Origin of the sequence: Micromonospora sp. CPCC 206061, assembly GCF_036906915.1 — a bacterium.
GTDB lineage: Bacteria > Actinomycetota > Actinomycetes > Mycobacteriales > Micromonosporaceae > Phytohabitans.
The window spans coordinates 1-25116 of record NZ_JBAKHX010000067.1; the positions used below are offsets into that span (position 1 = coordinate 1).

General features: G+C 71.8%; 22 protein-coding genes. 11 read left to right on the forward strand and 11 right to left on the reverse strand.

Annotation, left to right across the window (positions count from 1 at the left end):
* Positions 1 to 239: 239 nt before the first annotated feature.
* A complete protein-coding gene (locus V6V89_RS31350) occupies positions 240 to 809 on the reverse strand; it encodes a dioxygenase family protein (protein ID WP_334623138.1) in 570 nt (189 codons plus the stop codon).
* A gap of 435 nt (positions 810 to 1244) precedes the next feature.
* A complete protein-coding gene (locus V6V89_RS31355; protein ID WP_334623139.1) occupies positions 1245 to 2366 on the reverse strand; it encodes a helix-turn-helix domain-containing protein in 1122 nt (373 codons plus the stop codon).
* 85 nt (positions 2367 to 2451) lie between these two features.
* On the opposite strand from V6V89_RS31355, the gene V6V89_RS31360 reads away from it, so the two are divergent.
* Both V6V89_RS31360 and V6V89_RS31365 read left to right on the forward strand, forming a co-directional pair.
* Positions 2452 to 4668 carry an aminotransferase class III-fold pyridoxal phosphate-dependent enzyme gene (locus tag V6V89_RS31360; RefSeq protein WP_334623185.1) on the forward strand — a complete coding sequence of 739 codons (2217 nt, stop codon included), beginning with the start codon at positions 2452 to 2454 and terminating at the stop codon, positions 4666 to 4668.
* On the forward strand, positions 4669 to 6258 hold the full coding sequence (locus V6V89_RS31365; RefSeq protein ID WP_334623140.1) for a xylulokinase: 1590 nt from the start codon (positions 4669 to 4671) through the stop codon (positions 6256 to 6258).
* On the opposite strand, the gene V6V89_RS31370 is transcribed toward V6V89_RS31365, so the two are convergent.
* Both V6V89_RS31370 and V6V89_RS31375 read right to left on the reverse strand, forming a co-directional pair.
* Positions 6248 to 6847, reverse strand: coding sequence for a response regulator transcription factor (locus tag V6V89_RS31370; RefSeq protein ID WP_334623186.1), 600 nt, complete (start codon positions 6845 to 6847; stop codon positions 6248 to 6250). The genes V6V89_RS31365 and V6V89_RS31370 overlap by 11 nt on opposite strands.
* 47 nt (positions 6848 to 6894) lie before the next feature.
* On the reverse strand, positions 6895 to 8229 hold the full coding sequence (locus tag V6V89_RS31375; RefSeq protein ID WP_334623141.1) for a sensor histidine kinase: 1335 nt from the start codon (positions 8227 to 8229) through the stop codon (positions 6895 to 6897).
* 138 nt (positions 8230 to 8367) lie between these two features.
* Between V6V89_RS31375 and V6V89_RS31380 the strand changes: the two genes are divergently transcribed.
* The 3 genes from V6V89_RS31380 to V6V89_RS31390 are packed head-to-tail and all read left to right on the forward strand — an operon-like array spanning position 8368 to position 11563.
* Positions 8368 to 9153, forward strand: coding sequence for a hypothetical protein (locus tag V6V89_RS31380; protein ID WP_334623142.1), 786 nt, complete (start codon positions 8368 to 8370; stop codon positions 9151 to 9153).
* Positions 9153 to 10031, forward strand: a complete 879-nt coding sequence (locus tag V6V89_RS31385) for an ABC transporter ATP-binding protein (RefSeq protein WP_334623144.1) — start codon at positions 9153 to 9155, stop codon at positions 10029 to 10031. The genes V6V89_RS31380 and V6V89_RS31385 overlap by 1 nt, the downstream gene beginning before the upstream one ends.
* Positions 10028 to 11563 (forward strand): hypothetical protein, encoded by a 1536-nt coding sequence (locus tag V6V89_RS31390; RefSeq protein ID WP_334623145.1) that lies wholly within the window; start codon positions 10028 to 10030, stop codon positions 11561 to 11563. Before V6V89_RS31385 ends, V6V89_RS31390 begins: the two co-directional genes overlap by 4 nt.
* Here the strand turns inward: V6V89_RS31390 and V6V89_RS31395 are convergent.
* Entirely contained in the window at positions 11560 to 12516 is a 957-nt protein-coding gene (locus tag V6V89_RS31395) for an ankyrin repeat domain-containing protein (RefSeq protein WP_334623146.1), read from the reverse strand. The two genes, V6V89_RS31390 and V6V89_RS31395, sit on opposite strands and share 4 nt — an antisense overlap.
* Positions 12517 to 12655: 139 nt before the next feature.
* On the opposite strand from V6V89_RS31395, the gene V6V89_RS31400 reads away from it, so the two are divergent.
* Entirely contained in the window at positions 12656 to 14254 is a 1599-nt protein-coding gene (locus tag V6V89_RS31400; RefSeq protein WP_334623147.1) for a helix-turn-helix transcriptional regulator, read from the forward strand.
* 54 nt (positions 14255 to 14308) lie between these two features.
* Positions 14309 to 15511, forward strand: coding sequence for an NAD(P)/FAD-dependent oxidoreductase (locus tag V6V89_RS31405; protein WP_334623148.1), 1203 nt, complete (start codon positions 14309 to 14311; stop codon positions 15509 to 15511).
* Here the strand turns inward: V6V89_RS31405 and V6V89_RS31410 are convergent.
* Positions 15508 to 16251 (reverse strand): FkbM family methyltransferase, encoded by a 744-nt coding sequence (locus V6V89_RS31410; RefSeq protein ID WP_334623149.1) that lies wholly within the window; start codon positions 16249 to 16251, stop codon positions 15508 to 15510. The genes V6V89_RS31405 and V6V89_RS31410 overlap by 4 nt on opposite strands.
* Positions 16252 to 16408: 157 nt before the next feature.
* Here V6V89_RS31410 and V6V89_RS31415 point away from each other — a divergent pair, with 157 nt between their 5' ends.
* Positions 16409 to 17431, forward strand: a complete 1023-nt coding sequence (locus tag V6V89_RS31415) for a serine hydrolase (RefSeq protein WP_334623151.1) — start codon at positions 16409 to 16411, stop codon at positions 17429 to 17431.
* A 111-nt stretch (positions 17432 to 17542) separates the two neighbouring features.
* Here the strand turns inward: V6V89_RS31415 and V6V89_RS31420 are convergent, their stop codons facing one another.
* The gene (locus tag V6V89_RS31420; RefSeq protein WP_334623152.1) at positions 17543 to 18481 is read right to left on the reverse strand and encodes a 2OG-Fe(II) oxygenase; all 939 of its coding nucleotides are present in this window, start codon (positions 18479 to 18481) and stop codon (positions 17543 to 17545) included.
* A gap of 38 nt (positions 18482 to 18519) precedes the next feature.
* Positions 18520 to 18699, reverse strand: a complete 180-nt coding sequence (locus V6V89_RS31425; protein WP_334623153.1) for a hypothetical protein — start codon at positions 18697 to 18699, stop codon at positions 18520 to 18522.
* 104 nt (positions 18700 to 18803) lie between these two features.
* On the opposite strand from V6V89_RS31425, the gene V6V89_RS31430 reads away from it, so the two are divergent.
* Complete coding sequence (locus tag V6V89_RS31430) at positions 18804 to 19190, forward strand: hypothetical protein (RefSeq protein WP_334623155.1); 387 nt, start codon at positions 18804 to 18806, stop codon at positions 19188 to 19190.
* On the opposite strand, the gene V6V89_RS31435 is transcribed toward V6V89_RS31430, so the two are convergent.
* Together V6V89_RS31435 and V6V89_RS31440 are read right to left on the reverse strand one after the other, a co-directional pair.
* Positions 19153 to 20340, reverse strand: coding sequence for an MFS transporter (locus tag V6V89_RS31435; protein WP_334623156.1), 1188 nt, complete (start codon positions 20338 to 20340; stop codon positions 19153 to 19155). The genes V6V89_RS31430 and V6V89_RS31435 overlap by 38 nt on opposite strands.
* Before the next feature lie 362 nt (positions 20341 to 20702).
* The gene (locus V6V89_RS31440) at positions 20703 to 21938 is read right to left on the reverse strand and encodes an HNH endonuclease signature motif containing protein (protein WP_334623157.1); all 1236 of its coding nucleotides are present in this window, start codon (positions 21936 to 21938) and stop codon (positions 20703 to 20705) included.
* Between the two features lie 706 nt (positions 21939 to 22644).
* Here V6V89_RS31440 and V6V89_RS31445 point away from each other — a divergent pair.
* Positions 22645 to 23172 (forward strand): RBBP9/YdeN family alpha/beta hydrolase, encoded by a 528-nt coding sequence (locus tag V6V89_RS31445; protein ID WP_334623158.1) that lies wholly within the window; start codon positions 22645 to 22647, stop codon positions 23170 to 23172.
* A gap of 48 nt (positions 23173 to 23220) precedes the next feature.
* Here the strand turns inward: V6V89_RS31445 and sigJ are convergent, their stop codons facing one another.
* Positions 23221 to 24078, reverse strand: a complete 858-nt coding sequence (gene sigJ / locus V6V89_RS31450; RefSeq protein ID WP_334623159.1) for an RNA polymerase sigma factor SigJ — start codon at positions 24076 to 24078, stop codon at positions 23221 to 23223.
* A 102-nt stretch (positions 24079 to 24180) separates the two neighbouring features.
* On the opposite strand from sigJ, the gene V6V89_RS31455 reads away from it, so the two are divergent.
* On the forward strand, positions 24181 to 25101 hold the full coding sequence (locus tag V6V89_RS31455) for a hypothetical protein (RefSeq protein ID WP_334623160.1): 921 nt from the start codon (positions 24181 to 24183) through the stop codon (positions 25099 to 25101).
* The last annotated feature ends 15 nt before the right edge of the window (positions 25102 to 25116 follow it).

Below are 25116 nucleotides of genomic sequence, written 5' to 3' on the forward strand. Positions count from 1 at the left end.
GATCAAGGGCAAACGCACGTGGTTTGATCTCTTTTCCGCGTGCATTCGCCCTTGATCGATGCGGATTTCCTTGATCGCCGCGCCAGCCGTCGGCAGGCCCGGCGGTCAGCGCGGCATGGCGGCGCTGCGGGCTCTGGCGAGCCTCGGCTAGTCGTGCGGCGTGGCGGCGCTGCGGCTCTCGGGTCCTCTGGCTGGCCGTGCGGCGTGGCGGCTCGCGGCGGCGAAGGGCTGCGGGCCGGTCAGAGGACGAGCACGGCGTCGCCATGCCAGCCTGCGCCCGCACGGCGCAGGACCACCGTCACGAGGTCGCCGGCCGGCGCCACCGTCGCCGGTGGCGACGCGACGCCGAACACGAACTGCGTCGCAAGGTCCGTCGACCCGTGCCGGATCTCCATGTGTACGTGGGCAGGCGGCGAGTTCGCCTCCGGGTACTGAGCCGGCCTGATCGTCTCCAGCCGGAACCGTCCGTTGTGGTCAGTGCGCACCGTGCCCTCGTAGTAGCAGCACCTCTCCGAGTCCGCCGGACCGTAGCGCCCCTGCGCGTCGGTGTGCCAGATCCGCAGTTCCGCACCCGTGGCCGGTCGACACTCCCGATCCAGGATGACCGTCTCGATCACGAGCGGATCGCCGCCCGGCGAGGCCGGCAACCCGTTGGTAGGGCCAGGCCGCACCACCGCGTCAGCGCTGCCGGCCGCCGGTCGCGCGCACCCGGCGGCCGTGGCACTGGCCGGCGCCCTGGTGCCCGGCGGGGGCGTAGCGCCATCCGGCGCCGAACCACCGTCACACCCGGCCGCGGCTGCAACGAGCACGGCCACCATCCACCGCGCCTTCACACAAACCATAGAGCCCCGATCCCAGCCCGCGGTTCCCGCGCCCGCCCGCCTGCCGCCCGCCGCCGCGCGATCCATTGCCGCGCCGCGCGCGGCGCTCCCGCGCCTGTGCGGCTCCCGTCGATCAAGGGCAAACGCACGTGGTTCGATCTCTTTTCCACGTGCATTCGCCCTTGGTCGACGCAGATCTCCTTGATCGACGAGCAGGCCAGGCGGGCCGTGCGCGCCCGGGCGGGGTCGCAGGCCGCGGTGTGCGGGGTGGGCGTGGCCGGCGGGGTTGGCGTGGCCGGCGGGGGTGGCGTGGCCGGCGGGGCCGGCGTGGCGTGGGACGGCCGTGGCGCGCGGGACGGCGTGGCGCGCGGGACGGCGTGGCTTGCGGGACGGCGTGGCTTGCGGGACGGGTTGGGTGGGGCCTCAGGGGGTGCGGGCGGTCAGGACCAGGAGGAGTTCGAAGCGGGTCGCGGGGTCGTCCAGGTCGTCGCCCAGTAGGTCGCGTAGGCGGCCGAGGCGGTAGCTAACCGTCTGGGGATGTACGAACAGCTCGGCCGAGACCGCCGCCCGCGAGCCCCAATGTCGCAGCCAGCTGTGCAGAGTGGCCAGTAGGTTTTCCCGCTGGGTCGGGCGTAGCCCGGCCAGCGGCGCCAGCCGGCGGGCGGCGAGCACTGCCAGGGCGCCGGGTTCGCCGCGCAGCGCCAGCGTCGCGAGGTGGTGGTCGACGAAGACCGGGCCGTGGCTGGTTCCGACGAGTTCGGCGGTCAGTTCGGCGAGCCGCACCGCTTCCGGCACCTGTGGCCAGCCGAGGGCGGGGCCGACGACGGATTCATTGGGAACGGAGGTGGGCGGAGCCCGTAGGAGGAGTACAGCGTCGTGGCCGCGTTCGGTGACGACGCCGTCGGCGCCGTACCGGAAGCGGGCGTCGCGCGCCTGGTCCAGCGGCAGCAGCACGGGCACGACCGTGTCGAGGTCGGGCCAGCCGACGGCGGACGCGGCGGCCAGCGCCACGTTCGGGGCGGTGCCGCCGCGTAGCAGGAGTTCGGCGAGGCGGCGCCGGCGGCGGTCGCCTTCGCCGGCCTGTTCGCGCACCTGGAGCGCGAAGCCGTCGGTGCTCGCGGCGGCCAGCTCGTCGACGTACGCGCTGATCGCGTCGGACAGGTCGATGAGCTCGTCGGTGCCGACTGGGCGGGTGCGGGCGAGCGCGTCGCAGGCCATGCGCAGCAGCAGGCGAGAGGCCGTCCGGAGCGCCGCGAGCAGCGCTTCCGGGCCGCGGTCCTCGCGGGCCTCGGCGGCGCCCAGGCTGACGAAGACGTCGCGAAAGCGGGGCGGCAGCGCGGGCTCGGCGGTGCCGACGAGGTCGAGGAAGCGCTCGATCGCGACGCGTACGGCGGTGTGAACGTCGCGCTCGAACTTGGCGTCCTGGATCGTCGCGAACGCGGGCGTGGTATCGGTGATGGCGCTGGCGACGGCCTGCACGGTCGCCGGCAGGTGGGGGCGCATCGCCGGCGAGAGGTCGGCGGGTAGCCGCTGCCATGGGGTCACCGGCCAATGTTGTCACGCCGTGATAAGAAACCGGTCGAATCTCGCTGTCCGGGAGACGGTGATTCATCCGGCCGCCCCGGAGACCATGGAAAACGTGGAGCACCGGACCTCTCGCCAGCACGTCGTCGACATGTGCCGCACGATGCTCGAACGCGGCTACCTCAAAGCGACCGAGGGCAATGTCTCGGTCCGCATTCCCGGCCGCGAGCTGTACGCCGTGACGCCGAGCAACTACGGGTACGAGCGGATGCGCGCCGAAGACGTCTGCATCGTCGACTTCGACGGCAAGCACGTGCCCGACGGATCAGGTGTCGAGCTCAAACCGTCGATCGAGTGCGGGATGCACGCCAACATCTACCGCGAGCGGCCCGACGTCAACGCCATCGTGCACACCCACCAGCCGTACGCGTCGGCGCTGGCCTTCCTGCGCAAGGAGATCCCCGCGCTGACCGACGAGCAGGTGCGCTTCCTCGGCAAGAAGGTCGCGATCATCGACTACGCGCCGTCGGGCACCGGGTTCCTGGCGAAGAACGTGCAGAAAAAGGTCGCCGGGGGCGACAACGCGTTCATCATCGCCAACCACGGCGTCGTCGCGGTCGGCACCGACCCGGAGCGCGCCGTCTTCAACATGGCGCTGCTGGAGAAGGTCTCGATCGCGTACCTGCTGGCGCTCACGACCGAGACCGGCAAGGTGTACACGATCCCGGCGGCGATCCGCGAGATCGCCTTCGGCAAGCTGCGCAAGGACGAGAAGCGGATCGCGGAGCAGATCACCAAGGCGGTGCCGCCGATCCGGGTACCCGTCGACGAGGAACTTCCCAGCGCGGACGAGGTGAAAGAAGCACCGCGAGCCGAGACGGGCTACGCGATCAGCGAGTACCTCGACGTAGACGACACCATGCGGCGGCTCAAGGCGCTGGTCGACCAGCCCACGCGCGGGCTGCGGCACGACGCGCTGCTCGACGTGCTGAACTACTTCGAGACCAAGTGCCGCGGCAGCAAGGAGATCACCGACCGGGCCAAGAAGCGCATCCCCGGCGGTGTCCAGCACAACCTGGCCTTCAACTACCCGTTCCCGCTGGCGGTCGACCGGGCCGAGGGCGCCTACCTGACCGACCGCGACGGCAACACGTACATCGACTTCCTTCAGGCCGGCGGGCCGACGATCCTGGGCAGCAACTACGCGCCGGTCAACGAGCAGGTCGCGGCGGTGATCCGCGAGTCCGGGCCGGTGACGGGGCTGTTCCACGAGTACGAGCTGAAGCTCGCCGAGATCATCAACCAGTACATGCCGCACATCGAGATGTACCGGTCGCTCGGCTCCGGTACCGAAGCGGTGATGGCGGCGGTCCGGGCCGCACGGGCCGTCACGGGCCGCAAGATGGTCATCAAGGTCGGCGGCGCCTACCACGGCTGGTCCGACACGATGGTGTACGGCCTGCGCGTGCCCGGTAGTTTCCGGATGAACGCGAAGGGCATTCCGTTCGGCGTGACCGCCCGCACCCGGGAGGCGTTCCCGCACAGCATCGGTGAGCTGAGGCGCAAGCTCATCGAGAACCGCGTGCGGGGCGGCACGGCGGCCGTGATCGTCGAGCCGCTCGGGCCCGAGTCGGGCACCCGGCCGGTGCCGAAGGACTACAACGAGAAGGTCCGTAAGCTGTGCGACGAGTTCGGTGCGCTGCTGGTCTTCGACGAGGTGGTCACCGGGTTCCGCGTCGGTCTCGGCGGAGCGGCCGGCTACTTCGGCGTGACCCCTGATCTGACGGTCTTCGGCAAGGCGGTGTCCGGCGGGTACCCGATGGCCGGCGGCGTCGGAGGCCGCGCCGACGTGATGAGCGTGTTCGGCTCGGGCCTCGACGGCAAGAGCGGCGCGCACATCCAGGTCGGCGGCACCCTGTCGGCCAACCCGCTGTCGTGCGCGGCCGGCTACTTCGCGATCCAGGAGATGGCTCGCACGAACGCCCCGGTCATCGCGGGCCGGGCCGGCGACCGCCTCACCCGGGGGTTGCAGCGCCTGATCGACAAGTACGGTCTGCCGTACGTCGCCTACAACCAGGGGTCCATCGTCCACCTGGAGTGCAGTGGCGTCATGCTGATGGACATGCGCAGCCCGATCAAGCTGCTTAAGGAGAACAAGGGGCGCAAGCGGCTGATGGAGCAGATGGGCGCGGCCTACGCGGCCCACGGCATCATCACGCTGGCCGGCTCCCGGCTGTACACGTCGATGGCCGACACCGACGAGGTGATCGACGCGGCGCTGGAGCGGTTCGACCAGGTGTTCGCGCAGGTGGAAGGGGTCTGATTGGTAGGGGTCGCGCCGCAGGTCCTCGCGATCGACCTCGGCACCTCGGGCATGAAGGCCGCGCTGGTCGCGGCCGACGGCACCGTGACCGGCTGGGCCGAGCGGCCGGTGCCGCTGCACGTGCTGCCGGGCGGCGGCGCGGAGCAGGATCCGGTCGCCTGGTGGAACGCGCTCGGTGAGGTCGCCGCCGAACTCGGGCGCGCTCACCCGGAGCACATGCAGGCGGTCACCGCCGTGTGCTCGTCCACGCAGGGCGAGGGCACGATCGCCGTCGACGCCGCCGGCGAGCCGCTGACGCGCTGCATCACGTGGCTCGACATGCGCGGTGCTCCGCACCTGCGCAAGCAGTTCGGTGGCCGTCCGTCGGTCGGAGGGCTGTCGGCGCGCAGGGTCGCGCGCTGGCTGCGGCTCACCGGTGGCGTGCCATCGTCCACGGGCAAGGACCCCGCCGCGCACATGCTGCTCGTCCGCGACGACATGCCTCACGTGTACGCCCAGACGGCGGCGTTCCTCAACGTGCTCGACTGGATCAATCTGAAGCTGACCGGCCGCGTGGTCGCGACCGTCGACTCGATCCTGACCTCCTGGGTCACCGACAACCGGCGGCCCACGAACATCCGGTACTCGCCGGCCCTGGTCGCCGACTGCGGCATCGACCGCGACAAGCTGCCGCCGATCGTCGCGTGCACCGAGGTGATCGGCACGCTGTCGCGGAGCGCCTCGGAGCACCTGGGGCTGCCCGAGTCGGTGCGGGTGGTGGCCGGTGCGATCGACAACACCGCCGCCGCGATCGGCGCGGGCACCACCGGCGACAACGAGCCGCACCTGTACCTCGGCACCTCCTCGTGGATCGCCGCGCACGTGCCCCGCAAGAAGACCGACGTCGTCGCCCAGATCGCCTCGGTGCCCTGCGCGATCCCCGACCGGTACCTGATGACCGCCCTCCAGGCGACCGCCGGCGCCAACCTGACCTGGCTGCGCGACAAGGTCGTCGAGTTGGACGACCCGCTGCTGGGCGCCGGGCACGTCAGCCGCGACGAGGGGTCGATCTTCGACGCGTTCGACAAGATCCTGCCGACGGTGCCGCCGGGCGCCAACGGCGTGCTCTACACGCCCTGGCTGTACGGCGAGCGCGCCCCCGTCGACGACCCGAACCTGCGTGCCGGCTTCTTCAACATCTCCCTCGACACCAGCCGCTCCGACCTGCTGCGCGCGGTGTTCGAGGGGGTCGCGCTCAACACGCGCTGGCTCACGCGGGCGGTCGACCGGTTTCTCGGCGCGCCGGTCACGTCGATGGTCATCACCGGCGGCGGCGCGCGGTCGGACTCGTGGTGCCAGATCTTCGCCGACGTGCTGGGCATCGAGATCCGCCGCGACGCCCAGCCGGTAGCGGTCAACGCGCGCGGCGCGGGCTGGATCGGTGCGGTGGGCACGGGGATGCTGTCGTTCGACGACATCCGCGGGCTGATGCGCGACGACCAGGTCTTCCAGCCGTCGTCCGAGGCGCGGGCCGTGTACGACGGCGCGTTCGACGTGTATCAAAGCCTGCACAAGCGGCTGGCCCCGATCTACAAGCGACTCAATCGCTGACCGAGGAACTGCGCAGGTAGGTCAGCACCGCCAGCACGCGGCGGTTGGAGTCGTCGGTGGGCGGCAGGCTCAGCTTGGCCAGGATGTTGCCGACGTGCTTGCCGACGGCCGCTTCGGAGACCACGAGGAGGCGGGCGATGGCCGCGTTGGAGTGGCCCTCGGCGACCAGCCCGAGCACCTCGCGCTCCCGTGTGGACAGTTGAGCGATCGGGTCGCTGCGGCGGCGCAGGAGCTGCCGCACCACCTCCGGGTCGACGACCGTACCCCCACCGACCACCTGCCGGAGCGCGGCCACGAACTCCTCGACGTCGACCACCCTGTCCTTGAGCAGGTAGCCCACCCTCCGCCCGTCGCCCGAGTCGAGCAGGGCGGTGGCGTACCCCTGCTGCACGTACTGGCTCAGCGCCACCACCGCCAGCCGGGGGTGTGCCCGGCGCAGGTCGACGGCGGCGCGCAGCCCTTCGTCGCTGAAGCCGGGCGGCATCCTGATGTCGGTGACCACCAGGTCGGGGGAGTGCGCGGTGACGGCCTCACGCAGCGCGTCCGCGTCGCCGACCGCCGCCACCACCTCGAACCCGAACCGTCCCATCAGGCCGGCGAGCCCTTCGCGCAGCAGCACGCCGTCCTCGGCGAGGACTACCCGGACCGGTTGCTGTTCTGCCTGCACGGAATCTCCACGCGGATGAGGGTCGGCCCGCCGGCCGGACTGGTCAGGTACATGCGTCCGTCCACGACGGACACGCGGTCGGCCAGGCCGGTCAGCCCGGTGCCGCGCCCCGGGTCGGCGCCGCCGCGGCCGTTGTCGCGGATCTCGACGGCCAGGACGTGCCCGTCGAGCGTCGCGGTGACGCTCGCGGACGTGGCTCCGCTGTGCTTGGACACGTTGGCGAGTGCCTCGGCGGCCACGAAATAGGCGGCGGTTTCGATCGGCGCGGGCGGCCGCCGGGACAGTTCGGTGTGGACGGTCACCGGGATCGCCGACTGGTCGGCCAGTTCACGTAGCGCGGCGGGCAGCCCAGAGTCGGTGAGCGCCTGCGGGTGGATGCCGCGGATCAGCTCGCGCAGCTCGGCCATCAGCTGCTTGGCCTGGTCGTGCGCGCCGGCGACGGCCTGGGCGGCGGGCGAGTCGGGTGGCAGGTCGAGGCGGGCCAGCCCGAGCTGGAGGGTCAGGCCGACCAGCCGCTGCTGGGCGCCGTCGTGCAGGTCGCGTTCGATCCGCCGGCGCTCGGCCTCGAACGCGTCGACGAGCCGGGCCCGCGACCGGGACACCTCGACGAGCTCGGCGTGCAGCCGCTCTCCCGCACCGGCTGACAGCAGCGCCCGCGCCACCGCCGCGTGGGCGCCCGCGAGCAGCGCCAGCAGGTACGGCAGCGCTGGCAGCAGCGCCGCACCGGCGAGCGCGTACGGCACCGCCTCACCGACGGTGCCGACCTGGCCGAGGCCGAGCGCGATCGGACCGTCCTTCGAGACGAGGAAGGGGCTGGCGAGGCAGGCGCCGACCAGCACCACCAGGACCAGGGTGACGGCGTACCCGAGCGGTATCACAGTGGACAGCAGCGCCGCGTAGCCCAGCTCGCGCCAGGTGGCAGCCTCGGCGTACCGGGTGCGCAGCCACGCGCCGTGCCTCGGCCGCCGGTGTGCGGACGCGACCGGCCGGGTGTCCACCAGGCGTAGCCGCCACCGCTCGACCGCGCCGAGCGGCAGCGCCACCAGCGGGCCGAGGGCCGCGAGCAGCACCGCTCCGGCCACCAGCAGGAGCGCCAGCCCGGCGAGCGACGGGTCGTCCCACGCCGTGACCCGCCGCAGCAGGACGAGCCAGGGCAGGGCGAGCAGCGCCAGCGCCGGCCCGGCGGCCAGCATCAGCGGCGGGGTCGTCAGCAGGTACACCAGGGACCGCCACGGCCACCCGGAGGCCAGGAACCGCCGCCGGGCGACCGCCTCGATCGCGGTCCGCGGCGTCGGTACGGGCACCCGACCACGCTAGCCCGCGCTCCCTGCCCGGCGCGGTATGCCTAGCCCTACCTCTGGTTGGGCGTCTGGGCGTAGTGCTCCGGACCGGTGCTGGGTGGTGTGCTGAGGCATCCCTTAAAGACCGGCAGGAGCCCTTACATGCGTTTTGTTTCGTTAGTGGCAATCGCGGCGGTTATGGCCGCCGCCGGCTGCACCGATGTGCGGGCGGTCAACGAGACCCGCGAGGACCGGCGCGATTTCACATTTACCGGTGACCGGCTCGTCATCGACAGCGCCGGCACCGACCTGCGCCTGGTGGCCGCCACGAGCAAGACCGGCACGAGCAAGACCGGCACGAGCAAGACCGGCACGAGCACGGCCGGCACGGGCAGGGCGGTCGAGGTGGAGCGGTCGCTGACCGGCAAGGCCACCGCCGGCGACAACGCGTCCTGGTCCATGGACGGCGCGACGCTGCGGCTGAGCGTCACCTGCAGCGGCTTCGTGCCCGACTGCGGCGGCCGGCACATCGTGCACGTGCCGACCGGGGTCGCGGTCACGGTGACAAGCGACTCCCCGGTACGCGCCGTCGGGCTCGGCGGCGCCCTCACCGCGACGGTGACGGACGCGTGGCTGCGGGTCGAGGATCCGTCGGGCGCGCTGCGGCTCACCGCCCAGCTCAATGTGGACGTCACAGGGGCGCGCTCCACCGACGTCGCCGCCACCTCCAGCGAGCGGAACGTCACCCTCGCCTTCGCCGGCGCTCCCACCCGCGTCCAGGCTCGCGCCAGCGGCAATGTCGAGGTCGCCCTACCCGGTGGGCCCGAGACGTACCGCGTCACCGCCGCACCCGGGCGGCCTGCCCTGCGCAGCGACCCGGCCAGCCAGCGCACCGTCACCGCCGCCGCGGGCGAGGGGCACACGGCCCAGGTACGGAAGGTGTCCTGATGTTCGAGCTGATCGACGTCACCAAGGTCTACAAGGGACAGAAGCGGGCCGTAGACGGGCTGAGCCTGCGGCTCGGCACCGGGGTGGTGGGACTGCTCGGCCCCAACGGCGCGGGCAAGTCGTCACTGATGCGGATCGCGGCCACGGTCACCCGGCCCACGAGCGGGCGGGTGCTCTTCGACGGCACCGACGTCGTCGCGAAGCCGGACGTGCTGCGCCGGCAGCTCGGATACCTGCCGCAGGACTTCGGCGTGTACCCGAACCTGACCGCGCGCGAGTTCCTGTCGTACCTGGCCGCCGTCAAGGGCCTGTCTGCGCGGTCGGCACGCGCCCGCGTCGACGAGCTGCTGGCGCTGGTCAACCTGACCGAGGCTGCCAAGCGCCCGCTGGGCGGGTACTCCGGCGGGATGCTGCGCCGGGTCGGCATCGCGCAGACGCTGCTCGCCGACCCGCGGGTGCTCATCGTCGACGAGCCCACCGCCGGGCTGGACCCGCAGGAACGGGTGCGGTTCCGCAACCTGCTCAGCGAGCTGGCCGCCGACCGGCTGGTGCTGCTGTCGACGCACATCGTGTCGGACGTCGAGTCGGTGGCCAGCGACATCGCGATCGTCGCCAACGGCCGGCTGCTGCGCCGCGGCACCCCGGAGCAGTTGCTGCGCGGCGTGGACGGGCACGTGTGGGAGACCGTGGTCGGGCCGGACGCGATCGCGACCACGCAGAGCCGGTACCTCGTCAGCAGGATGGTCCACACCCCGCGGGGGGTACGCGTGCGGCTGCTCTCGCCGGCGGCACCGGGACCGGACGCGACGCGCGTTACCCCGGATCTTGAGGATGCGTACCTCGCGGCGGTCGGCGCAACAGCGGAGGTCGGGCGATGACGCCGCGCCTGCTGAGCGCGCTCGCTGTCGCGGACTTTCGCGAGCGGGTACGCCGTCCGGCGTACGCGGTGGTGCTGCTGGCGGCCGTCGGACTGGGGTACCTGGCCGCACCCGCCACGAACGCACATTGGACGATCGTCAATACCGGGGCCTACCGGGGCACCTACGACAGCGCGTACATCGGCACCGTGACCGCGCTCGCCGGTGCGCTGTGGCTGTCGGCCGGCGGCTTCTACGTGGTACGCACGGCGATCGCCCGCGACGAGCGCAGCGGCGTCGGGCAGCTGCTCGCCGCCACGCCGCTGCGGACCTCGGGTTACCTCGTCGGCAAGTACCTCAGCAACCTGCTGGTGCTGGGGTCGATGGCCGCCGTACTCGCCGGCACCGCGGTGGTGATGCAGCTGGCGCGCGGCGAGTCCAGGGCGATCGACCCGGTCGCGCTGCTGCTGCCGTTCGCGGTGTTCACGCTGCCGGTGCTGGCGCTCACCGCGGCCGCCGCGGTGCTGTTCGAGACGATCCCCGTGCTGCGTACCGGGTTCGGCAACGTGGTCTGGTTCTTCGTCTCGCTGGCCACGATGATCGCCGGACAGTCGGCGGGCGCCCCGCTGGGCGGCCTGGGCGTGCACGTGTTCGCCAAGTCCATGAGGGACGATCTGGCCGCGCACGGCATCACGGTCACCGAGATCTCGCTGGGCCTGATGTACCTCGACGTTCCGCCCCGTGCGATCGAGTGGTCGGGCGTCGACCTCGCCGCCGGCTTCGTGGGGGAGCGCCTGCTCGTCCTGCTCGTGGCGACCGTGGCCGCGGCGGTGCCGGCGATCTGGTTCGGCCGCTTCGACCCAGCGCGCGCGGGTGTTTCCGTGAGGGAAGCAGAGCGAAGCACGCCGGCGGCCATCGCTGCGGCGGTGCCGCCCATGGCGTACCCGAGGCTCCAAACCGCCCCGCGACGTGGCGCCGCCTTCGCGCGCCTGCTGGCCGGTGAGCTGCGGATTCTCACCCAAGGGGTCTCCTGGTGGTGGTGGCTCGGCGCCGCTGCGCTCGTCGTAGCCGGCGCGGCCGCGCCCGCCCGCGCGGCGGGCCCGCTGCTGATCGCGGCCTGGGTCTGGCCGGTCTTGATCTGGTCCCGGCTGGGCGCGCAGGCCCGCGAGCACGGCGTCGAGGCGCTGCTCGACGCCTGCTCCTCGCCCCTGCGACGCACGCTCGCGCAGTGGCTGGCCGGCGTCGTGCTCACCGCGCTGGTCGGGGCCGGCCCGGGGCTGCGGATGGCGCTGGACGGCGACCTTCCGGGCTGGCTGGCCGGCGTGGCCTTCATCCCCGCGCTCGCGCTGGCCCTGGGCGTACTGAGCCGCACCCACCGGCTGTTCCAGGCGCTCTACCCGCCGCTCTGGTACGCCGTCGTCAACGACATCGCCGGTCTCGACTTCATGGGCGCCCTGGCCGGCGGCCCGTCACCGGCGCTCGTCGCCACCGCTGCGATGCTCCTGCTGGCGACGGCCCTGACGACCGTGGCGCTGCGCCGATTCTCCGTCTAGTTCGCGCTGATCGCCCACCAGTTGCGGGCGGGCAGCCGCACCCACCGGTCGGGCTCGGTGAACGGGCGGGCGTCGGCGGGGCGCACGTTCGCGTAGGCGCAGCAGTACTCGATGGCGTGGTTGCGGTACAGGAAGGTGCGCAGGACCTCGGCGGCGGGTGCGTCGGCCGCGCACCATCCGCCGCCCGGATGCAGGTCCGACCCGGTGATGACGCCGTCGTGGACCGACTCGCCCTGGTTGCCGCTCTTGGGGTTGGCGTACATCCCGTAGCAGACGGTGCCGGCCGACAGCAGCAGCGCGACGAGCGGCATCGACGCGCCGTACGCCCATGGCTGACTGACGACACAGCCACCGGGCACGTCGGTGACGCCGAGTATGAGGATAGAGTCGTCGTCGTCCATGCGATCCCACATGTCTTCGACGTCCACCTCGCCCTCGACGGCCGTGGCGTCCAAGCGCCGCACCGCCTCGGCGGAGTCGATGCCCATCACGCAGCACAGGCTCATGCCGTCACCGTCGATCTCGGCGAGCGCGTCGACGAGGCGGCGCGCCTCCGCGGCGGCGGCGACCTCCTCCGAGGTGAGCGTCGCGCCGGTGTCGAACAGGTCCGGCGTCGCCCCGGCCAGGCTCAGCCGCGCCGGTGACCAGCCGGCCATCATCGGCCGGTTTGGGTCCGCGCCAGCGGCCACCAGCACGCGGGCATTTTCCGGCTTGTCCTCGTTGACCGCGACCCACAGCGCGGTGCGCCCGTCGTCGATGGCGTCGACGTCGTCGACGAGGCGGGCCAGCTCCGCCACCACCTCGGCCGAGCCCCACTGGGCGGCCTGGTGCAGCGGTCGGCCCCGCCCGCGTACCAGAGTGTTCGGGTCGGCACCGGCGGCGAGCCGGGCCCGGACCTCGCCGAGATCCGACCAGGAGCGCCAGCCCATCCGCGACCAGTCGACGTCGGTCATCCGTGCCTCCCCGTGCCTTGGACCCATGCCGCCGGACCGCACCAGGGTAGGAGAGCCGACAGACGGGCGCATGCCGGGCACGCGAAGCGGTACGTTCAGGGCGAAGCGGCGGGGGTGCGGATGAGCGCGGACGGCGACCTTGAGCACAGACGGTCTTGAGCGCGGCCGGTCGGCCTTCGACCGGCGCGCGTGGACGGACGCGTACGCCCACCTGTCAGCGGCGGCCGTCGATCCCCCGGATCTCGAACGGCTGGCGATCGCCGGCTACCTCTGCGGGCAGGACGAGGGGAGCGACGACGCCTGGTTGCGCGCCCACCAGCAGTGGCTGCGAGCAGGTGACGCGCGAAGCGCCGCCAGGTGCGCGTTCTGGCTGGCGTTCGGGCTCATGCTGCGCGCCGAAGACGCCCGGGCCAGCGGCTGGCTGGCCCGCACCCGGCGCATCCTCGACGAGTGCGGCGCCGACTGCGTCGAGCGCGGCTACCTGCTGGTGACGGACGCGCTCGCCGTGCTCGACAGCGACCCGATGGCGGCGTACACGGCATTCAGCGGCGCGGGCCGCTTCGGCGACCGCTTCGACGAGCCCGACCTGCGCGCGCTCGGCCGGCTCGGCTGCGGCGAGGCGCTGGTGCGCGCCGGGAAGATCACCGACGGCGTCGCGCTGCTCGACGAGGCGATGGTCGCGGTCACCGCCGGCGAGGTCTCGCCGCGGGTGGCGGGCATCGTGTACTGCGCGGTGCTCCTGGAGTGCCAGAACGCGTTCGACCTGCGCCGAGCCCGCCAATGGACAGCCGCCCTCACCCACTGGTGCGACACCCAGCCGGACCTGGTCCCGTACCGCGGCCAGTGCCTCGTCCACCGGGCGGAGCTGATGCAGATCCACGGCGACTGGCCCGACGCCATCGACGAGGCGCGGCTGGCGTGCGAGCGGCTAGCGGACCGGCCGGCCGCCGCCACCGCCCACTATCGGGTGGCCGAGCTGCACCGGGTGCGCGGCGAGTTCGCGGCCGCCGAGGAGGCGTACCGGGAGGCAAGCCGGCGCGGCTACCGCGCGCAGCCCGGGTTCGCGCTGCTGCGGCTGGCGCAGGGGCAGGTCCACGCCGCGGCCGCCGCGATGCGCACGGCGGTCGGCGAGACCCGCGACCGGGTCGGCCGCTCGCACCTGCTCAGCGCGCACGTCGAGATCATGATCGCGGCCGGCGACGTGGCCGAGGCCCGCGCGGCGGCGGACGAACTGGCAGACATCGCGGGCGACGCCCGTACCGCGTACGCGCAGGCCCTGTCGACGAGGGCGACCGGCGCGGTGCAGCTCGCCGAGGGTGACGCCCGCTCCGCCGTGACCACGCTGCGGGCGGCCTGGACGAGCTGGCACGAGCTCGACGCGCCGTACGAGGCCGCGCGCACCCGGGTGCTCATCGGGCTGGCCTGCCAGGCGCTCGGCGACCGCGACGGCGCGGCCCTCGAACTGGACGCGGCGGGCTGGGCGTTCCAGCAGCTCGGCGCGGTGCCCGACGCGCGGGCGCTGGCCGCCGGAGGCCGTCCCGGCGCGGGGCGGCTGACGGCCCGCGAGGTCGAGGTGCTGCGGCTGGTCGCCGCCGGCAAGACGAACAGGGCGATCGCGGCCGAGCTGTTCCTGAGCGAGAAGACGGTCCACCGCCACATCAGCAACATCTTCACCAAGCTCGCGGTGACGTCGCGGTCGGCGGCGACGGCGTACGCGTACGAGCACGACCTGGTCTGAACGTGGGTATTTCTTCCGACGCGGGGCCGCCCGCGGCGGCCATAGCGTCAGATCATGACTGACAACGGATACGACGTGATCGTGGTCGGCGCCCGGTGCGCCGGCTCACCCACCGCGATGCTGCTGGCCCGCAAGGGGTACCGGGTGCTGGTCGTCGACAAGGCGACGTTCCCCAGCGACACCGTCTCGACCCACATGATCCACCCGCCAGGCATCGCCGCGCTGCGCCGCTGGGGCGTACTCGACGCCATGCTCGCCACCGGGGTACCGCCCGTGGACACGTACGCGTTCGACTTCGGTCCGTTCACGCTCTCCGGGGCACCCGGCACCGACGAGACGCCGCACGCGTACGCCCCGCGCCGCACCCAGATCGACAAGGTGCTCGTTGACGCGGCGGCGCGGGCGGGAGCCGAGATGCGCGAAGGGTTCACGGTCGACGAGATCCTTGTCGAGGACGGCCGGGTGACCGGCGTACGCGGCCACGGCAGGGGCGGGCATCCGGTCACCGAGCGCGCCCGCGTCGTCGTCGGTGCGGACGGCTTCCGGTCGCTGGTCGCCGAGGCGGTCGGCGCCGAGCGGTACCACGAGAAGCCGAAGCTCCTATGTGGCTACTACACGTACTGGAGCGGCCTGCCGATGAACGGACGCTTCGAGACGTACGTCCGTCCCGGGCGGGGCATCGCCGCCTGGCCCACCAACGACGGGGTGACGCTTGTGGTGACCGGCTGGCCGTACGCGGAGTTCGAGGCCAACAAGTCCGATGTGGAGGGCAACTACCTGAAGGCGATCGCGATGGCGCCGCAGCTCGTCGAACGCGTCGACGCGGCCACCCGCGAGGAGCGCTTCGCCGGCATGGCGGTGCCGAACTTCTTCCGCAAGCCGTACGGGCCGGGGTGGGCGCTGGTCGGAGACGCCGGCTACAACAAGGACTTCATCACCGCGATGGGCATGCAGGACGCGTTCCGCGACGCGGAGCTGTGCGCTGTCGCACTCGACGAGTCGCTGTCCGGCGCCCGGCCGTACGAGGAGGCGATGGCCGAGTACCAGGCGACCCGCGACGAGGGCTCGCTGCCGATGTACGAGTTCACCGCCGAACTGGCCACGCTGGAGCCGCCGCCACCGGACCTGGTCGCGTTGCTGACCGCTATCAACGGCAACCAGGCGGCGATGGACGAGTTCGCCCGTCTCAACGCGGGCGTCGTGTCGCCGGCCGACTTCTTCGCACCCGCGCACATCGGTGAGCTGGTCGGCGGTTAGCCGTCCACCCGCTTGGCGTAGATGTCGCCGGACCGGCCGGTCTCGCGTACCCCTTCGAGGAATGTGACCAGTTCGGCCGCGTCGAGCCACCGGTCGCTGGCGAGGCGCATCGTCTCGACGGGGGAGTAGTTGTACCGGTACCGGCCGAGCTTCTCCACCAGGTCGAGGCAGGCCAGCATCGCGTCGTGCGCGGACGGCAGGTACTCGAACGACAGACCGCGCACCGGCGTGGTGAGCCCGGCCAGCACGTCGGCCTCGAACCCCTCCACGTCGATCTTGACGAACGCCGGGGTGCCGTGGGTGGCGATCAGCTCCTCCAGGGTCGCCACCTGTACCTCGATCGAGCGGTCCCACCGCACCTTGGCGAAGCTCTCGTCGCGCGACACCGAGTCGATCCAGTCCTGCGACATGGACGACACGGTGGGCGCCGCGCTCGAGATGGCCAGCCGCACGGTGCCCGACTTGGCGCCAGCGGCGCCGGCCACGATCGTGACGTCGCGGGCACGCCCGAAGAAGAGCCGCAGCACCCGCAGGCAGTCCGGCTGCGGCTCGACGGCGACGACGTGTACCCCCAGGTGCCGCCACGCGCGGACCCGGCTGCCGACGTGTGCGCCGATGTCGAAGCCGATGTCGCCAGGCCCCAGAAACTGCCGGTACAGGCGGCGCATGCGCCGCTGCCGCCCCGGGATGCCGTGGTAGATGGCGAGTGAGCGGGCGATACCCCAAGCGCGGCCGAGCATGCCCTGACCGTACAGCGCTCTTGTCGGGTGGCGCACCTGATCCGCCGCCACCGAGCCACCAACCCCGACCCGTCCTAGCCTGAGTAGAGGTCATCACTACTCCCTGAGGTTGTGTACCGTCGCGGGCATCCATAGACGATCATGGGGAGGAATCGGGATGTCCAAGGGGATCAGCAGGCGCGCCGCGATCGGCGTGACCGCGGCGGCGGCCGCAACGGTCGCGGGCGCGACAGGCGGGGCCGCACCTGCCAGCGCCCGTCCGGGCGTACCTGCCCGCGGGCCGCAGAGGATCGTCGACACGTACGAGGCTCAGAAGACCAGAGCCGGCGGCATCTGGCACTCGCACATCGCGGCGGTCGACGCGGCTGGTGCGCTGAAGCCGGTCGTGGCGGACGACGACAACTTCGTCATCCACGGATACAGCGTGCAGAAGCTCTTCGTGGCCACGGCGGTACTGGACAAAGTGGACCGTGGCGAGCTGAGCCTCGGCCAGAAACTCGACCTGCCCGCCAGCATCATCCTGGGCGGCAGCGGCATCTACCACCTGCACGGCGTGTGGGGCGACGACATCACGATCGCCAACTTCCTCACCGCGATGCTCGTGATGTCCGACAACACGGCGGTGCGCATGTGCGGCCGCGTCGTGCCGGCCCTGGAACTCAACGAGATCCTGGCCGCGAAGGGCTTCACCCACACGCGCGTCGAGCCGGTGGCCAACCCCAACCGGTTCTTCCTTGGCGTCACCACCCCCAGGGAGACCCACGACCTGCTGTGGCGGCTGGCCAACAAGACGCTGCTGTCCCCGGCGTCGTGCGACTTCATGCTGCGGGTCACCCGCTGGGTCAACGGCTATCACGACGGCGTCCGGCGCAACATGTCGTCGAACGAGCGCAGCCGGGTCGCCACCAAGTACGGCGCCGAAACCGACGACCTCGGGGGCGCGCGCCACGAGGCCGGCGTCATGTTCGGCACCGACGGCGCACCGGTGCTGACGTACGCGCTGTTCGCCGAGGGACTGTCCGATACAGGCAACTTCGGCGCCACGCACCCAGCGGTGGAGGCACACGCGAAGCTCGGCCGCGTCATGTTCGACACGATCGGCGAGACCACCAACCCGCTGGCTCGCGCCCGCCAGACCATCAAGCCGTACCGCCCGGGCGCGGCACAGTCTATTACCTAGAGCTGTCGGTCGGGAAACGCTGCTGTCACAGATGGAAGCGATCGAGCCCCTGCGGCCGTAGCGGCGCGCCCCGCGCTGGCACACGGGACTGTCCAGCGCGCCGCGACGGGATCATCCGCCCGGAGTGGGAGGGCGCGAGGCTGCGGCGGCCTCGTCGTAGAGGAATGGCAGGCAGCAGTACCGGCGGCCCTGGGTCACCGGGGTCACCTCGTGCTGGAGCGAGCACGAAAACACGATCGCCCCGCCAGCCGCCACGTCGTACAGCCGCCGGCTGAACTCTGGAAACCGCAGCCGCCCGCCCTCGTACTCGCCGGTGTTGAGGTTGATGCTCACCGCGAACCGCCGGTGCGCGGTCGCGGGCGTGGTGTTGTCGCGGTGCGCGCGGAAGAAGCCGCCGTCGTCGGCGTCGTAGCAGGCGAGCAGGTACCGCTCGATGCGTGTCGCCTCGAACTGGAACGCCTTGCGGATTTCGGGTACGAGCCGGCGGGTGATCCGGTCGCGGAGCTCGGCGCGCATGGCCTCGTCGGTGATGAGCACGTCGCGGCGGCGCTTGTATCCGGGGTCGTCGACGAGCACGGTGCGGCCGTCGGGCAGCGCGCGCATCACGCCGGTGTGCTGCCCGCCGGTGCGCGCGTGGTGGAGGACCAACTCGTGGCGGAAGGCCGGTTCGAGCAGGTCGGGCACGATGAGCACGGGTGCATCGATGCTGGCGTCGTCGAGCGAGGGCAGGCCCTCCAGCAGGTCCACAAGCGACTGTGATGTCGGCTCGGGTGGCAGCCGGTGCAGCACGCGCAGGTTGGGCGACAGCACGTACGTCGCGGGTCCCCCGTACGCCTGACTGATCGCACCGTCAGGGTCGCAGACGCGTCGCATGGTGGCGGGCCCGGTGAGCTGGCGCGAGTCGGGCAGGACGGTCACGAACGTGACCCGCCGGTCGTCGAGCAGTTCCGCCGCGACCGGGGCGGAAGTTGGGCCGGGCAGGCACAGCACGACATACCGCCCGGCGACCGAGTCGAGCCGGAACGGTGAACCGTCTGGTTCCGCCGCCACGAACAGCGGCGCCGGATCCCCTCGTTGCGGAGCCGTGGTTACAGCCGATCGTCGTCGGGCGCGGCGGTTCCGCCCGGCGGTACCAGGATGTCGTTTCCGTCGCCGCCGGCGACGACGACCGTGGGAGACGGCGACGGCGTGAGCACGTCACCGATCTCCGGCGCTACCGCGACCGCGCCGGCCACCAGCGGCAGCACGGCAATCCACTCCTTACCCATACCCCACGGTAGCGAGCAGAGCTTTCACGGATCTTTCAGGATTGTGTAAGCAAGATTCACTAGGCTGTATCCGTTACCGCACCATCATCCTGGGGAGGATCATCATGCGACGCACCACCAAGTGGCTGGCCACCGTCACCGCCGCGATGGCGCTGGGCAGCGGCGCCGCCGCACCGGCGAGCGCGCAGACCAGCGCCTGCACGCTCACCATGGGCAACGTCGGCTACAGCGCCAACATGCTCTACGTGTCGGGTTGGCTGAGCGGCGGCTGCAAGGGCCAGGTGGCGATCGACCTGCAGCGCTCGACGACCGCTGACGGGCCGTGGACCACGATCGACAGCGGCATCACGTACCCCCTCGGCCCGGACGCCGAGGGCGGCACCGCATGGTTCGACAACCTCGACGGCTGCGGCGGGTTCTTCTACTACCGCGGCGTCGGCACCTACGGCAACCTCACCGAGGTGTCGCCGCGGCCGCAGCACCCCTGCTGACAGCCGCCAGCCGGAAGAGCAGCGTGCTGGCGCCGATCACCACCGGCGCCAGCACGAAGCCGGCCGCCGCGCCCGGTACCCGATCCAGAATCGCGCCGTCGAGCGCCGCGCCGAGCGCCGCGCCGGCGGTGAACGCGGTCGCCACCCACGCGAACGCCTCCGCCGCCGTCCCGGATGGCGCGATCCCGTCCACCATCACGAACGTCGCGGTCAGCAGCGGCGGCAGCGCCAGCCCACTGACCGCCGCGAGCACCAGCATGACCGGCGGCGCCGGTGCCAGCCCCAGAGGCGCGTAGCCGGCGGCGAGCGCCGCGGCGGCCCACGGCAGGTGGCGTTCGGGCAGCTTGAGGCGGGTGTTGAGCAGGCCGCCGACCAGCGCGCCCGTGGCCTGCGCGGCCAGCAGCCAGCCGGCCCACGAGCGGGCGCCGGCCACCTCCGCGTACCGCGTCACCGCCACCGGCAGCGCGCCCACACCCGCACCGACCAGCACCACCGCGACGAGCAGCACACGCAGCCGGGCCGCGCGCAGCGCGCCGGCCCAGTGCCGATCGGCCGCCGCGCCGCGCCATCGGCGCACGGCGGGCGTCGTGACAAACCAGATGGTACCGATCAATTGCAGCACCGCGGTCGCGTACAACCCAGCGCTGGGGCCACCCGCGCCGATCGCTGCGATCGAGACGAGCGGCCCGGCGATGAAAATGAGCTCCTGGACGGCGATGTCCAGCGAGTACGCCGTGTGGACCCGCTCTTCCGGCAGCAGGCCGCGCCACAGTACCCGCAGGCCGGACTCGAACGGCGGCGCGCCCGCCCCCGCGAGCAGCGCCGCCACCACGGCGGCGCCCAGCGGCGGCTGACCCGCCGCCAGCACGAGAAACGCGGCCGTCGAGACCGTCACGGCGCTGGCCATCACCGGTGGCTGGCGCCACCGGTCGGCGATCCGCGCCAACATCGGCCCGCCGATGGCCAGCCCAATCGTGTACGCGGCGACAAGCAGCCCCGCGATCCCGATGGACCAGCGTTCCCGGGCGAAAACCAACAGCGCGACCGGCGACGACGCGAGCGGGATACGACCGACGGTACTGGCGGCGAGCACCCGGGCGACCTGGGCAGTGCGCAGGACGGCGAGCACGCCGGTGGATGGGCGTTGCACGGCAAAGCTCCCGATGGAGTCGGAGGGAACGGACCAGTCGGCAGTGCGAAACCGGTCAGGGAGCGAAGTCGCCGCGCTCGTGGTCGTTGCCGTACAGCGGCAGGTCAGGCGTGATCCACTGGCGGTAGGCGCTGCGGCAGATCACGGCGTTTACCGTACCGCCCCGGCCGCGACAGCGGCGTGCCTGGTGTCGAGCGTGCCTGGTGTCGAGCGTGCCTGGTGTCGAGCGTGCCTGGTGTCGAGCGTGCGCAGATGGACGTCTGGCCGAGCGCGGCAGCGGCTCATTCATCGTCACGGGCGGGATGCCGGAGTACGTGTCGGTGTCGCTTGGCGGCGACGGGGAGCGCGGGGCATCGGTCCAATCATGTCCGTCGGTGGTAGAGGTTGCGCCGGGGCCTGCGCGAGCTGTCCACATAGTACGGTGGGATGAACTCGGGTCTGCCGTCTGCGCCAAGGCGGACTTCCCATTCGCGACGGTGGATGAGCCGGTGGTGGTAGCCGCATAGCAGGACGCCGTTGTGTAGGGCGGTTGCTCCGCCGGCGGTCCAGGCGGTGATGTGGTGTGCGTCGCACCAGCGTGGTGGCCGGTCGCAGCCGGGGAACGCGCACCCGCCGTCTCTTGCCACGAGTGCCCGTCGTAGTGGTCCGGTGAACAGTCGTCGGGACTGTCCGACGTCCAGGATTTGTCCGTCTCCGCCGAGGACTAGGGGGATGATGTGGGCGTCGCAGGCCAGCCTGCGTACCTGCTGGGCGCTCAGCCGTTCGCCGGTGTCGAGTTGGCCGAGGCCGAGTTGGTGGCGGAGCATGTCGTAGGGGACGGTGACCACGATCTGCGGCCGGTCCCCACCATTGGCCGGTAGTTGTTCGGTGCGCAGCGCCAGCCGGCACACCTCCACCAGGGCGTCCGCCCGCCGTTGGGTGGCGGTCCGCTCGTCCGGTTTACACAACGGGTCCAAGGCGGCGTTGACGACGGCGGCGGCTTCGGCGTCCAACCAGCCGGTGACCCGGTAGCGGCCGTCGCCGTTGTTGGTCAGGGTGAATCCCCGCACCCGCTGGGCGCGTTTCTCATCTCGCTCGGCGGCCAGCCGGTCGGTGTCTTCGGCCACTTCTGGGGCGACGTGGGCCAGGATCCGGGCGGCGATCTTTTTGAGGATGACCGGTTCCCAGTCGGCGTGCTGTACCAGCAGCGTCTTCTCGGCCAGGTCGATCACATCCGCCGACACCTCCCCGGCCAAATCTTGGATGGTTTGGGCGACGATCTGCGCCTGCTCGACGTTGATCGCCGCGGTCGACAGTGCCGCGTCCAGCACCGGGCGCTGATCCAGCACACGGGCCAACTCCACCATCCGGCGTGCGGTATGGATGCTCACATGCAAGCGCCCGCGGAGCCAGACGGCGGTGCTGCTGGCCTCTTGCGCGATGGGCAGGTTCCGGCCGTCGATCTCCCGGACCAGATGCAGCTGGACCGCGGCGAGCATCTGCTGCGCGTCATGCACCGCCCGCAACGCGTCGACGAGGTCGGTGTCGGGCAGCGACCACATCGGGCTGTCGGCGCATTGGCCGGCGGCATCGGTGAGCTGCTGCAACGTTTCCCGCACGCACTAATTCTCGTACGTTCGTGCGATGATCGTTGCCCTCCCGACCGCCACGCCCGCCACGACACGCCGACACCACAAAAATGGTTCCCGTGTGGGTTGTCGGGCGGCGGCGGTCTTGAGGTTGCCGTGGCCGGGCTGCGACCCGCTGTGGGGGGCGGGGGTAGACCGGGTGGGTGGGTGCCGCGCTTACGCGGGGTTGTTGGCGCTGGGCGGGCGTTGTGCCCACGCGGTCCCGGCGGTGAGTGGGGCGCGGTGCCCGTGCGGTCCTCGGCGGTGAGTTGGGCGCGGTATCGGCACGGTTGTTGCCGGCGGCCAGCGGCGCCGCGTTTCGCGCGCTGTCGGGCGTGGACGGCGCCGCGCTCGCGCGAGCTGCAGCGGTGTGCGGGCGCTGCGTTTAGCGCGGTTGTCGGCGGTGTGCGGAGGCTGCGTTTGGCGCGGTTGTTGGCGGTGTGCGGGCGGTGTGCTGGCGTGGTCTGGTTGGCCGTGGTTCCGGCGCGAAAGCCCGTCGTCGATCACGGGAGTTTGCATGGATCAAGGGCGAATGCACGTGGTTTTGAGATCGAACCACGTGCGTTTGCCCTTGATCGGCGGGGATCGGCGGGGGGAGGCGGGGGGGAGGCGGGGGGAGGCGGGGTGGTGTCAGGTGCTGGCGAGGTCCGGTCTCATTGCGAAGGAGCGTGCGGGGAAGGGGGTTAGCATGCGGGTTGTGACGCGGTATCTCGTAGTGCCGGGGCGGGGAGTGTCGTTCGCGGACCACTGGACGCGGCAGTGGGTGGAGAACTATCCGAACTACCAGTGGGCGCCGGAGCCGCCCGGCCCGCCGTACATCGCGGATGAGCGGGTGGCCGCGCTCGACGCGGCGGTGAGCGCCAGCGACGAGTCCGCCGTCCTGATCGCGCACAGTGCAGGCTGCCTGACGGTCGCATTGTGGGCCGCCCGGCACGCCGGACCGGTCCGGGCGGCGCTTCTCGTGACCCCGCCGTATATCGATCCTAAGTGGACACCGCAGCCGGACGACGACGTGTTCATCGGCGAGGTGCCGCGCCAGCCCTTGCCGTTCCGGTCGGTCGTCGTCGCCAGCCGCACTGACCCGTTCAGCTCAATGGTCCAGTTCGAAGGCTACGCGCGCGACTGGGGTGCCGAGCTGTACGACGCGGGCGACGTCGGGCACCTGGACTCGAAGACCGGCTTCGGCCCATGGTCCGAGGGGGAGCGGCTGGTCGCCACCCTGTAGGCGAGAGGGGTCTAGGGCATGATCCCCGCAAACATCCGGCGACACGCCCTAGAGCAGGGACAGGCGGTCGGGGTCGGAGAGGATGTTCAGCTCCAGTACCCGGCCGTCGGCCACCGTGAACGCGGCCACCGCCACCACTCGCCCGTCCGACAGGGCGACTGCCCCCACGGCCCCGTTGACGAGGGTGGGACGCGTGAGCTCGGCGATCCGCGCGAACACGATCGCGCCCTGCGCGACCGCCTGCGGGCCGCGCACCAGGGTGCTCGGGCGCAGGGTGCCGCCGTCGGAGCGGACGACGACGTCGGGGTGCAGCAGGTCGACGAGGGCGGCGAGGTCGCCGCCGCGGGCCGCCGCGAGGAACGCCTCGACGACGGCGCGCTGTCGAGCCTGGTCGGGTTCGGGTGTCGGGGTGGCGCCGCGGACCCGGCGGCGGGCGCGGCTGGCGAGTTGCCGGGTGGTGGTCGGCGTGCGGTCGAGGATCGGGCCGATCTCGTCGAACGGCATCGCGAACAGGTCGTGCAGCACGAACGCGAGCCGCTCGGCCGGTGTCAGCGTCTCCAGGACCACGAGCATCGCGACGCTGACCGAGTCGGCCAGTACGGCCTCGTGTTCGGGGTCGCCGCCGTCGATTTCGCTGACGATCGGGTCGGGTACGCGGGTGTCGAGGGGCTGTTCGTCGCGGTGCCGGCGGTCGCGCAGCAGGTTCAGGCAGATGCGGCTCACGACAGTGGTCAGCCAGCCGCCGAGGTTCGTCACTTGCGTGCTGTCGGAGCGGCTGAGCCGCAGCCAGGCCTCCTGTACCGCGTCGTCGGCCTCGGCCAGTGAGCCCAGCAGCCGGTACGCGACCGCGCGTAAGTGGCTCCGGTGTTCCTCGAACCGTAGCGCCAGGTCATCCGTATGGTCCATCGGTAAGGAGGCCTCCGCTCCGGACGTGACACGCAGATCGAACCATGAAAACAAGAAAACGAATCTTTCTCTTACTGACGCATTACGGCTAGTATCTGCCGCATGGCGGAGGATCTGCGGGTAGGCGGCTGGGTATCGCTGACCAGTGTGGACGATCTGCCGGACGACTACGTCTACTGGCTGGATCGCGGCCTGACAGTGCCGGTGTCGCCGGGACGGGAGACGTCATTGGCCCCGGCCACGAGCACGCTGATACTTCGGCGCGACTTCTCGGGCGGCTCGGTCCCCGACGCGGTGCGGGTGCGGCAGCATCGCGCGTACGCGGTACCGGTGAAAGCCATCACGATCGCGGCTGCCGTGCTCGCCGTCCCGGCTGTCCTCTATGGTTCGTCCACATCAGACGACGAGTTCGCGCTGCCCGAGCGGCCGCCGTTCGTGGCTTCCACGGGGGCGCCGAGCCAGCCGGAGCCAGCGGAAGAACCCGCGGTGTCCAACCCGGAGGGTCGGGCCCAGGCGCAGCAGGTGGCGCTCCCGCCGCGGGCGGTCGATCCGACCCGCGATCCGGTCGCACGGCCGGTCGTCCCGCCGTCGACCACGCCGCCCATACGGCCACCGGCCGGACCGGAGCCGCAGCCCGTGCGGGTGGTCCGCGAGGCCGAGGCGAGCGGCAACGTCCGGCACGGCTCGGTCGGCACGCGAGCGCTCGGCGCGGCGTCCAGCGGCGCCGTCGTCGGCTGGATCGGCAACGGGCGGCGCAACACGCTGGAGTTCACCGGCATCACCGTCCCCAGCGCGGGGACATACCAGGTGACCGTCCACTATGTCACTGCCGAGTGGCGCCGCGCCGGCGTCGTCGTCAACGGCCGCGACGTGCTGCTCGTCGACTTCACGTCCACCGGCGGCTGGGAGAACGTCGGCCAGGTCACCATCCCGGTAAAGCTCGCGGCCGGCACCAACACGCTGGAGTTCGGCAATCCCCACTACTGGGCCCCTGACCTCGACCGCCTGGTGATATCCCGCTAGAAACACACCCCCTGC

Coding starts and splice junctions, on each gene's coding strand:
- V6V89_RS31360 (WP_334623185.1), top strand. CDS start 2,452: ATGGAAAACGTGGAGCACCGGACCTCTCGCCAGCACGTCGTCGACATG.
- V6V89_RS31370 (WP_334623186.1), bottom strand. CDS start 6,847: ATGGGACGGTTCGGGTTCGAGGTGGTGGCGGCGGTCGGCGACGCGGAC.
- V6V89_RS31380 (WP_334623142.1), top strand. CDS start 8,368: ATGCGTTTTGTTTCGTTAGTGGCAATCGCGGCGGTTATGGCCGCCGCC.
- V6V89_RS31385 (WP_334623144.1), top strand. CDS start 9,153: ATGTTCGAGCTGATCGACGTCACCAAGGTCTACAAGGGACAGAAGCGG.
- V6V89_RS31390 (WP_334623145.1), top strand. CDS start 10,028: ATGACGCCGCGCCTGCTGAGCGCGCTCGCTGTCGCGGACTTTCGCGAG.
- V6V89_RS31395 (WP_334623146.1), bottom strand. CDS start 12,516: ATGACCGACGTCGACTGGTCGCGGATGGGCTGGCGCTCCTGGTCGGAT.
- V6V89_RS31405 (WP_334623148.1), top strand. CDS start 14,309: ATGACTGACAACGGATACGACGTGATCGTGGTCGGCGCCCGGTGCGCC.
- V6V89_RS31410 (WP_334623149.1), bottom strand. CDS start 16,251: ATGCTCGGCCGCGCTTGGGGTATCGCCCGCTCACTCGCCATCTACCAC.
- V6V89_RS31415 (WP_334623151.1), top strand. CDS start 16,409: ATGTCCAAGGGGATCAGCAGGCGCGCCGCGATCGGCGTGACCGCGGCG.
- V6V89_RS31425 (WP_334623153.1), bottom strand. CDS start 18,699: ATGGGTAAGGAGTGGATTGCCGTGCTGCCGCTGGTGGCCGGCGCGGTC.
- V6V89_RS31430 (WP_334623155.1), top strand. CDS start 18,804: ATGCGACGCACCACCAAGTGGCTGGCCACCGTCACCGCCGCGATGGCG.
- sigJ (WP_334623159.1), bottom strand. CDS start 24,078: ATGGACCATACGGATGACCTGGCGCTACGGTTCGAGGAACACCGGAGC.
- V6V89_RS31455 (WP_334623160.1), top strand. CDS start 24,181: ATGGCGGAGGATCTGCGGGTAGGCGGCTGGGTATCGCTGACCAGTGTG.